This is a genomic window from Anabaena sp. UHCC 0253 (assembly GCF_009712085.1).
Lineage (GTDB): Bacteria > Cyanobacteriota > Cyanobacteriia > Cyanobacteriales > Nostocaceae > Dolichospermum.
In genome coordinates this window covers 866791-873897 of the sequence record NZ_VILD01000001.1, presented here as the reverse complement: position 1 = coordinate 873897, position 7107 = coordinate 866791, and the positions used below count along the sequence as shown (strand labels likewise).

The 7107-nt window shown below is 36.5% G+C and carries 12 protein-coding genes and 1 pseudogene; 4 read left to right on the top strand and 9 right to left on the bottom strand.

Annotated elements, in window-relative coordinates; genetic code table 11:
• Positions 1–83 precede the first annotated feature (83 nt).
• From FJR38_RS28130 to FJR38_RS03870, 3 genes are all read left to right on the top strand, one after another.
• Positions 84–281 carry a WGR domain-containing protein gene (locus FJR38_RS28130; protein ID WP_254449337.1) on the top strand — a complete coding sequence of 66 codons (198 nt, stop codon included), beginning with the start codon at positions 84–86 and terminating at the stop codon, positions 279–281.
• 23 nt (positions 282–304) lie between these two features.
• On the top strand, positions 305–1504 hold the full coding sequence (locus FJR38_RS03875) for a PQQ-binding-like beta-propeller repeat protein (RefSeq protein WP_254449336.1): 1200 nt from the start codon (positions 305–307) through the stop codon (positions 1502–1504).
• 87 nt (positions 1505–1591) lie between these two features.
• Positions 1592–2074 carry a DUF29 domain-containing protein gene (locus FJR38_RS03870; protein WP_168500046.1) on the top strand — a complete coding sequence of 161 codons (483 nt, stop codon included), beginning with the start codon at positions 1592–1594 and terminating at the stop codon, positions 2072–2074.
• On the opposite strand, the gene FJR38_RS03865 is transcribed toward FJR38_RS03870, so the two are convergent.
• From FJR38_RS03865 to FJR38_RS03850, 7 genes and pseudogenes are all read right to left on the bottom strand, one after another.
• Complete coding sequence (locus FJR38_RS03865) at positions 2066–2470, bottom strand: DUF6516 family protein (RefSeq protein WP_168500044.1); 405 nt, start codon at positions 2468–2470, stop codon at positions 2066–2068. The genes FJR38_RS03870 and FJR38_RS03865 overlap by 9 nt on opposite strands.
• On the bottom strand, positions 2467–2766 hold the full coding sequence (locus FJR38_RS03860) for a hypothetical protein (protein ID WP_168500042.1): 300 nt from the start codon (positions 2764–2766) through the stop codon (positions 2467–2469). The genes FJR38_RS03865 and FJR38_RS03860 overlap by 4 nt, the downstream gene beginning before the upstream one ends.
• A 140-nt stretch (positions 2767–2906) precedes the next feature.
• Positions 2907–3002 (bottom strand): annotated as a pseudogene (locus FJR38_RS29225) (bluetail domain-containing putative surface protein); the annotation flags it as partial.
• 96 nt (positions 3003–3098) lie between these two features.
• On the bottom strand, positions 3099–3365 hold the full coding sequence (locus tag FJR38_RS28125; protein WP_254445422.1) for a hypothetical protein: 267 nt from the start codon (positions 3363–3365) through the stop codon (positions 3099–3101).
• The gene (locus FJR38_RS28120; protein WP_254445421.1) at positions 3362–3715 is read right to left on the bottom strand and encodes a hypothetical protein; all 354 of its coding nucleotides are present in this window, start codon (positions 3713–3715) and stop codon (positions 3362–3364) included. Before FJR38_RS28120 ends, FJR38_RS28125 begins: the two co-directional genes overlap by 4 nt.
• A gap of 51 nt (positions 3716–3766) precedes the next feature.
• Positions 3767–4051, bottom strand: a complete 285-nt coding sequence (locus FJR38_RS28115) for a hypothetical protein (RefSeq protein ID WP_254445420.1) — start codon at positions 4049–4051, stop codon at positions 3767–3769.
• A 141-nt stretch (positions 4052–4192) separates the two neighbouring features.
• Positions 4193–5239 (bottom strand): FG-GAP-like repeat-containing protein, encoded by a 1047-nt coding sequence (locus FJR38_RS03850; RefSeq protein ID WP_168535489.1) that lies wholly within the window; start codon positions 5237–5239, stop codon positions 4193–4195.
• A 233-nt stretch (positions 5240–5472) separates the two neighbouring features.
• Between FJR38_RS03850 and FJR38_RS03845 the strand changes: the two genes are divergently transcribed.
• Positions 5473–6486, top strand: coding sequence for a transposase (locus FJR38_RS03845; protein ID WP_168500039.1), 1014 nt, complete (start codon positions 5473–5475; stop codon positions 6484–6486).
• A gap of 1 nt (position 6487) precedes the next feature.
• Here the strand turns inward: FJR38_RS03845 and FJR38_RS03840 are convergent, their stop codons facing one another.
• Complete coding sequence (locus FJR38_RS03840; protein WP_168500028.1) at positions 6488–6703, bottom strand: hypothetical protein; 216 nt, start codon at positions 6701–6703, stop codon at positions 6488–6490.
• 37 nt (positions 6704–6740) lie between these two features.
• On the bottom strand, positions 6741–7025 hold the full coding sequence (locus FJR38_RS03835; protein WP_168535487.1) for a hypothetical protein: 285 nt from the start codon (positions 7023–7025) through the stop codon (positions 6741–6743).
• Positions 7026–7107 lie beyond the last annotated feature (82 nt).

Genomic DNA, 7107 nt, shown 5'->3' with positions numbered 1-7107 from the left:
ATCGCAGCGGTTAGGTTTACATCTATTCGATTGTGCTTTGTCTTGATCTATACTTAATTAAGTTCATAACATCAAAAAGTATCATGTCTGAAGAAAAGACCTATTTAGAACTTTCCCAAGGTGATAGCGGCTCACATAAATTCTATGAGCTTGTTATTAATGATACTCAATTAACCATTCGTTATGGTCGGATTGGGGACACAGGACAAACTCAAAACAAAACTTACCCCACCCCAGAAAAAGCCCAAGCAGAAGCAAAGAAAAAATTAACGAAAAGCTGAAAAAAGGCTATGAACAAGCTGTTATGGGAGTGCGACAAAAACGCTCCATTACTCGTCGTCAAGTCAATAGCACTAATTCAACAGCAAAACAATCGCCAATTATTTGGAAATTTAACTCTAATTCTGCGGCTTTTGGGATTTTTGTAGATGGTGAACGTTGTTGGCTAGGAAACCAATCAGGACAAGTATTTGCACTGAATCATCAAGGTACAGTTATCAACCAATTTAAACTTCCCGAAGGGGTAAAATGTTTAGTTGCTGATGATATTTGGATTTATGCTGGTTGTGATGATGGTAATGTCTACGACTTAACAGGGAAGTTACCACGAGTCGCTTACCAAATTGATGAAAATGTGGATATTTTCTGGTTAGATATTCATGATGGTTTGTTGGGAGTCTCTGACGCTAAAGGTGGTGTCACAACTATTGACCATGATGATGAATCACAGTGGACACGTTTGAGTCAAGGTACTTCTGGTTGGATGGTACGTTGTGATCATGAAGGTGTATATCATGGACATAGCGCAGGTGTAACTATGTATGATCACAAAGAAGGCAGAATGCTTTGGCATCAAAAAACCGCTGGTGCTGTATTATTTGGTTGGCAAGAAGCAACGACAGTTTATGCTGGTACTAGCGATAAAAAAGTTTACTCTTTTAGTAAAAAAGGTGAACCAGGTGCAGTTTATAAATGTGATGCTTCCGTTTATTCCTGTGCTACAGCTTTAAATGGTAAATATGTTTTTGCGGGTGATAATAGTTCTTCGATTTACTGTTTTAATCAAACAGGAGAACGGTTATGGAAGCTAGGAACTGGTTGCGGTTCAGCTTTATCTATGCAATTTTCTGACAACCGGATATATATAGTTACAACTGATGGTTCTTTAGCTTGTATTGATGCTAGTGAAGCGGCTATTGCTGCTGCTCAAGCAGGAACAATTCCTGAAGCTACTATTATTAAAGCACCAAAAGGAGAGGGGGCTGCACCTTCTACAGTTCTGGAAACTACTACAGATACTAGTGCGGGTGTGATTGTTGAATGTTTCCGTCAGGGGACTAAATTAAGAATCCGAGTTGTTTCTCCTAATTATAATTCTGATTGGAAGGTGCAGTTTCCGAGAGATATTCGGGAAGAGGGACAGCGTTATTGGGTTCAGGAGGTGCGGGAGTCTGCTGGAGGTGGTTTTTATCGTGTCTATGGTGATATTAAAAAGTTAGTTTAATTTTTTGTAGAGACGTTTCAGGGAATGTTTCTATAGGCCTATTTTTATGGGTTATGATAAAATCATAAAATGTTTTGAGGTAAAAATATGCAAATATTAAGCATAAATAGTTTAAAAGATTTATATAAATCAGACTATTTAGCCTGGTATGAAATAACTTTGGAACAAATAAAAAATAAGCAGTTAAATGATGTAGATTTAGATAGTTTAAGTGAGGTTTTAGAAAATTTGGTTAGAGATACTAAACGGAGTGGAGAAAGTTATTTAAGACAAATTATCATCCATTTGTTATTAATTGAATATTGGGAAGCAGAAAGCATAAATCGTCGTCATTGGGCGGCGGAAATTGTTAATTTTCGTAGTGAGTTAGAAACAGATATGACTACGAATTTAAGAAAACACCTAAATGAAGAAAAAGAAAATAATTATCAAAAAGCTATTAAGTATGTGATAACAAAAACAGGATTAAAGAAAAACATTTTTCCTGATCAATGTCCTTATACTTTAGAACAGTTAATTGATGATGATTGGTTTTCTGATACTATTAATTTCGCTATTGCACTAACTTAATTGAGATTTTATGTGTTCAGAGATTTGTCTTAAAATTTCTTCAATATCAACAGGTAAATACGGAAAAACGGAATCTTCAGAACTATCATGTACATGATGGGGGTAGGTTGGAATTTCAGGATGATGGGGTGCGTTATCCCAACGTTTTATTAGTTCTCTATTTTCAGTTTGCCAATGGAAACTATATTTAATTATTTCTAGTTGTCCTGATGCTATTTGGAAGAATTCAAACATTTCTAAAAAGCTACCATCTTTTAATGTCAGACGATAACGCCATAGTCCTTTATCAGTTTGTGATTCTTCTCGAATAATCGTTAAATTTACGACTTCTGGACAAAGTGCAATTACAGATTTTATCCATGCCAAATAGTCATCGGCATTTCTAACATTTTTCATGAAGCTTGTTCTAATTTATGGATTTTTTGTAAAATATCTTTGCGTAGTTCGCATAAGCCAAACCACTCAAAAAAATCCATTTCATCTCCTAAATTTCCTGCGTTAAATTGTTCTAAAAATTGTTCAGAAGTGAGTTGATATTTTTTCTCAAATTTATCTATATCTAAGTTATAGATAGCGATTTTTTGACGATAACGGGTTAAAATTAAATTTAAAAGTTGTCCAATAATTCTATCTAATTCTGTGTTGTCGCTACAGTTTTCACTCAATAATTCTAATTTTTCTAATGTATTCATAATTATATATGCCTTGAATTATATTTTTCTTGATTATACAATATTCAAGGCAATAAATACCACAATTCAATGATAAGGATGATGTAGAGACATTTCATGAAACATTTCTACAATCTAGTTTAGCTCATTGATTCCAGAAGCTACACCAAGGCAGTGGTAAAGTTATTGAGTCCTAGAGTGCCAGTTAAACCTGTCACCTCAATAATAGCATCAGTATTGGCATTAAAGCCGGCTGTAGCATTATTAACTGGAGTTTAGACTAAGACATGACAAAATGACCCAGAAGGACTGAGTTTACAAATTACATAGCTCAAACTAGAAAAACTAAGAGGTTAAGCCGATTTAGGTTGTTCCTTCTTGGATCTAGGAGTAGTCTTTTTGACGGTAGGGTCGCGAATTCTGCGTAAGCGAATTCTCCCAGTAGGCCAGCCAGGAGACTTTCCACGGGGTTTGGGGGAAACAGCCGGTGTACCAATCGCGGCGAAAACTCCTCCCATAGACTGAGCGACCCTTCCAGGAGATAAATTGGTCTGTTTTTTCTGCCAAGGTAATGGATTATCAGCCGCAACATCACGGGCTAACCAGAGTTCCCAAGTCATAAGTGGTAATAGGTCGCTCCACTTCTCACATTGTTCTGGGGTACTAAGTTGTGGTAGAGTCCAATGCAAGCGTTGTTTGGCAAACCGATACCAGTGGTCAATTCTGCGGGGATATCACTAGTTTGGTTGATAAAACTAGCACAGCCATATTCTGAATCCCACAAACTAATCGGACGTGTAGGTAGATTTTCGCACACGAGCTTCAGCTGTGCAGAGGCTTTTTGAATTGGATTCTCAAAACTGGTAATGCGTTGATGTAATAGCGGTAAAGCCCAACTTCCAGATGTCTCTGGGATGATTGCAATTGTGCTATAACCTTGCCCCAAGGTTACGGGTTTTGCTCCTGACATTGGTTGTTCTTGATGCTCATAGGTTCTGTCTTTTAACGTCGGTGCATCTATTCAAGTCCTAGCTGTATGATCTCCGGCTAAGATTATTCTTTCTGTGGGATTGAGTTGTTCTATATACAATTTCATTAATTCTGTTCTTGGGGGATTGCCATCCTGTATTGCCTCATATACACTTGACCACTTTCTTCTAAACACTGGCGATAATGCTAATTCTACGAATGCATAAATACTCCGAGTGATTAATGTTGCATCCATCAAGTCAAACAAGGCATCTTTGGCTTTGCCCAAAATATTGTATACACTTGTGCGAAATTCTCTTAGCTGTTCTAATGGCATTGTCAATCTGATAACTCTTTTACATTTATCAGCATTGAACATTTTGCGGTCAGTTTTACATCACTGACCGCTTTTTTTCCCCAATCTTTATCCTCTATGGTCGGTAGTCTTTTTAACTTATTTTTTCTCGGTAGTTTTAACTTATATCTCTGTTTTTAGTCTAAACTCCAGTTGCGTGTACAATTCCGATACTGAATTAACAGAACCAAAAGTGCCGTCAGCTTGACCAAGAGCGACATAGACACGATCTTTAAAACCAACAATATCAGCACGACCATCACCGTTTACATCAGCTACGTGGCGTGGATATTCTTTAAAGCTACTCCATCCTTGATTGGGACTATAGTTACTAACGGCAAGAATCGGTTCACCAAAAAAGCCGTCAGTTTGGCCTAGAGAGACATAGACAGCACCGCCACCAAAGCCAACAATATCAGCACGACCATCGCCATTGACATCAGCTAACTGGCGTGGATATTTATCAAAGCTACTCCATCCTTGAGTGTACAATTCCGATACTGAATTAACAGAACCAAAAGTGCCGTCAGCTTGACCAAGAGCGACATAGACACGATCTTTAAAACCAACAATATCAGCACGACCATCACCGTTTACATCAGCTACGTGGCGTGGATATTCATCAAAGCTACTCCATCCTTGATTGGGACTATAGTTAATAACGGCACGAATCGGTTCACCAAAAGTAGCGTTAGCAGTATCCCCAATTAGAATGTTATTAACAGTATCGCCACTTAGAATGTCATTACCAGAATTACCAATAATGATGTTATTACCAGAATTACCAATACCGTTAATAGCTTCTGTTCCTGTCAGGGTAAGGTTTTCTACATTGTTAGGTAGGCTAAAGGTGACGCTGGACTTAATGGTATCGTTTCCTTGTCCCGAAGTTTCCGTAACCACATCAGAAGTATTATCAACAATGTAGATATCATTACCTAAACCACCAATCATATTATCACTACCAGCACCACCATCAAGAAGATCACTATACTGGCTACCTGTTATGGTGTCATTTCCATTATTCCCCTTTATAGACACAAGTCCTGTAACTAGGTTATCTGAGTTGGTGATTGTTAAACTACTTAAATTAAGAGTGTCATCATAGTTAGTACCTACAACACCTTCTATTGATGTAAATAGAGAGGAAGTTACACAGGACTTACGCAACTGGCACAGGCGATCGCTATATAATAGTATTATTGTATTATAATAAGTAACATAACTGGCACAATCAGTCTCGGTGCGACGGAAGCATCGCGCCTTCGACTAAACTCCAGTAAAAACCAATTTTGCAATTATTAAAATATATTTTTAATCACCAAGATCAGAAATAATAAAAATACGATTATTCCTGAAATGGTAAAATAATCAAAACCATGAATTATCAATTCTGAGTTAATATGAAATTTACTAAGTTAGATTATTGCCAATATCTGCTAAGTAGCCAAATTAACTATACTATTACTAACTTGGCAGACCATTTAGAAAATATTAGTCATGATCAAATTAACTACTATTTAAAAAATGCAAAGTTAACACCTCGCTTACTTTGGGATAATGTTAAAGATGTAATTATGACTGATGATAACGGTTACGTTATATTTGATGATAGTGTCTTAGATAAAAGGTATTCTGAAGAAATTGAAATAGTCAGGAGACAATACAGTGGTAACGAACATGGTGTACTCAAAGGAATTGGTGTTGTCAGCTGTGTATATGTAAATCCTAAACTGCAAAGATTTTGGGTAGTAGATTACCGCATTTTTAATCCTGATGCAGATGGTAAAACCAAGATAGACCATGTTAAAGATATGCTGCAAAACCTTGTGTATCATAAGCTTTTACCATTTGATACCGTTTTAATGGATACATGGTATGCGGTACACAATCTGATGCTTTATATTGATAGCCTAGATAAAATTTATTATTGTCCTTTAAAGGATAATCGTTTAGTTGATGATACTTTTGGGCAAGAAAAATATAAACGTATTGAATTATTACAATGGAGTGAAGAAGACTTAGAATCTGGTAAAATAATCAAAATTAAAGGGTTTCCCGCCAATAAAAAAGTGAAACTATTCCGGGTTACTGTTTCTACCAACAGAACGGACTACGTCGTAACTAACGATTTATCTCAAAGTTCTACGAATGTTGTACAACAGGTGTGTAAAATTCGTTGGAAAATAGAGGAGTTTCATCGGGAAATTAAACAATTAACGGGCATTGAATCTTGTCAATGTCGTAAAACTCGACTGCAACTAAATCATATTGCTTGTGCTATGTTGGTTTGGGTTAGGTTAAAGAATTTAGCCTATCGAACTGGTCAAACTATTTATGAAATCAAGCATAAATTGCTTTCTAATTATTTAATTGAGCAACTCAAACGCCCAAGTATTTCTATGTGTTTGGTTTGATTCAATTTGCCGCTTTGCTCCCGCGAAGCCCGCCCACTATTTGTGCCAGTTGTGTCACTTGTTTCAGTACAAAAATACTATAATATAGCGATCGCCTGTGCCAGTTGCGTAAGTCCTGTAAACTAGCGGCTTCAATTCCAGAGTTTAATAATGCTTCTTGATATTCTTGCTGTAATGTTTTTGTAGGAGTTGGGTTTTCGTTATTTTGGGTTTCCATAGTTTTTGTTTATGAATTTTCAGGAATATTTTATCACTTATGTAGGGAATTTGTAAATAATTCCACCTTCATTACTAGCTTCAAAGTTGCCATTTAATTGTTTAGCTTTTTCATCTAAATATAGTTTGGCTTCTTCGATGGGAATTTGAGCCGCTAGGGCAAATTTAGTAATAGTGATTTCTCCTTCCTGTTGTTGTAATAAATTCAGAAATAGTTGTTCTTTTTCTAAGTTTAATTGTTTAAGTTGTTTTTGATGTTGTTGACGTAAACTCCAGATAATCCATGTTCCTAAAGCAGTTGATGGTAAACCAAATAATACCATCGCTCCCAAATGCTCCCTCTTTGCCTTTTTGGGTAGTATTGGGGTTAGTAAGGTCTACAGTTCCTAAAATGAAGATGGCTAG

Bases quoted from the DNA above. Each gene is read 5' to 3' on its own strand.
- FJR38_RS03845 (WP_168500039.1), top strand. From the start codon at position 5,473: ATGAAATTTACTAAGTTAGATTATTGCCAATATCTGCTAAGTAGCCAA.
- FJR38_RS03870 (WP_168500046.1), top strand. From the start codon at position 1,592: ATGCAAATATTAAGCATAAATAGTTTAAAAGATTTATATAAATCAGAC.
- FJR38_RS28115 (WP_254445420.1), bottom strand. From the start codon at position 4,051: ATGCCATTAGAACAGCTAAGAGAATTTCGCACAAGTGTATACAATATT.
- FJR38_RS28120 (WP_254445421.1), bottom strand. From the start codon at position 3,715: ATGTCAGGAGCAAAACCCGTAACCTTGGGGCAAGGTTATAGCACAATT.
- FJR38_RS03865 (WP_168500044.1), bottom strand. From the start codon at position 2,470: ATGAAAAATGTTAGAAATGCCGATGACTATTTGGCATGGATAAAATCT.
- FJR38_RS28130 (WP_254449337.1), top strand. From the start codon at position 84: ATGTCTGAAGAAAAGACCTATTTAGAACTTTCCCAAGGTGATAGCGGC.
- FJR38_RS03875 (WP_254449336.1), top strand. From the start codon at position 305: ATGGGAGTGCGACAAAAACGCTCCATTACTCGTCGTCAAGTCAATAGC.
- FJR38_RS03835 (WP_168535487.1), bottom strand. From the start codon at position 7,025: ATGGTATTATTTGGTTTACCATCAACTGCTTTAGGAACATGGATTATC.
- FJR38_RS03860 (WP_168500042.1), bottom strand. From the start codon at position 2,766: ATGAATACATTAGAAAAATTAGAATTATTGAGTGAAAACTGTAGCGAC.
- FJR38_RS28125 (WP_254445422.1), bottom strand. From the start codon at position 3,365: ATGACTTGGGAACTCTGGTTAGCCCGTGATGTTGCGGCTGATAATCCA.
- FJR38_RS03840 (WP_168500028.1), bottom strand. From the start codon at position 6,703: ATGGAAACCCAAAATAACGAAAACCCAACTCCTACAAAAACATTACAG.